Consider the following 959-nt stretch of genomic DNA (forward strand, 5'->3'; position numbering starts at 1 on the left):
TGTGACGGCGTGCCTTTTGTAGAATGAGCCAGCGAGTCGCTGGCGCGGGGCGAGGTTAACCGAAAGGGAGCCGGAGCGAAAGCGAGCCTTAACAGGGCGACTTGAGTCCCGCGCCGCGGACGCGAAGCCGGGTGAGCTATCCGTGGGCAGGCTGAAGCGGGGGTAAGACCCCGTGGAGGGCCGAACGCACGTCGGTTGAAAACGGCGGCGATGACCTGCGGATAGGGGTGAAAGGCCAATCAAACCCGGAGATATCTCGTTCTCCCCGAAATAGCTTTAGGGCTAGCGTCGCGCGTTCACCGCCGGAGGTAGAGCACCGGATGGACGAGGGGGCTTCGCCGCCTACCGAATCCAACCGAACTCCGAATGCCGGCGGCCCAGAGCGCGGCAGTCAGAGCATGTGGGCTAAGCTGTGTGCTCGAGAGGGAAACAGCCCGGACCGCCCGCTAAGGTCCCCAAGTTCCAGCCGAGTGGCAAAGGATGTGCGTCCGCCCAGACAACCAGGATGTTGGCTTAGAAGCAGCCATGCATTCAAAGAGTGCGTAACAGCTCACTGGTCGAGTGGACATGCGCCGACAATACACGGGGCTAAGCTGGACACCGAAGCGGCGGGATTTTAATTCATTAGAATCGGTAGGGGAGCTTCCCATGGGCGGAGAAGCCGGAGGGCGACCGACGGTGGAGCGCATGGGAGTGAGAATGCTGGCATGAGTAGCGAGAGACGAGAGAGTAACTCGTCCGCCGTGAACCCGAGGTTTCCTGGGCAAGGCTAATCCTCCCAGGGTCAGTCGGGGGCTAAGGCGAGGCCGGGAGGCGTAGCCGACGCGCAGCAGGCAGACATTCCTGCACCGCGCACGCGGCGCTACGACCGACGGGGCGACGGATGGGGGTGGCTCGGCGGGGTTCTGGACGTCCCCGTGATGGAGCGCGGCCCGCGGACCAGGGAAATCCGGTCCGCA

The 959-nt window shown here is 63.7% G+C and carries 1 rRNA gene; it reads left to right on the forward strand.

Annotated features, from left to right (window positions below):
* Window positions 1-959, forward strand: a 23S ribosomal RNA gene (locus AAAX31_RS10040); the annotation flags it as partial.

The organism is Collinsella sp. CLA-ER-H5 (assembly GCF_040092375.1).
GTDB lineage: Bacteria > Actinomycetota > Coriobacteriia > Coriobacteriales > Coriobacteriaceae > Collinsella.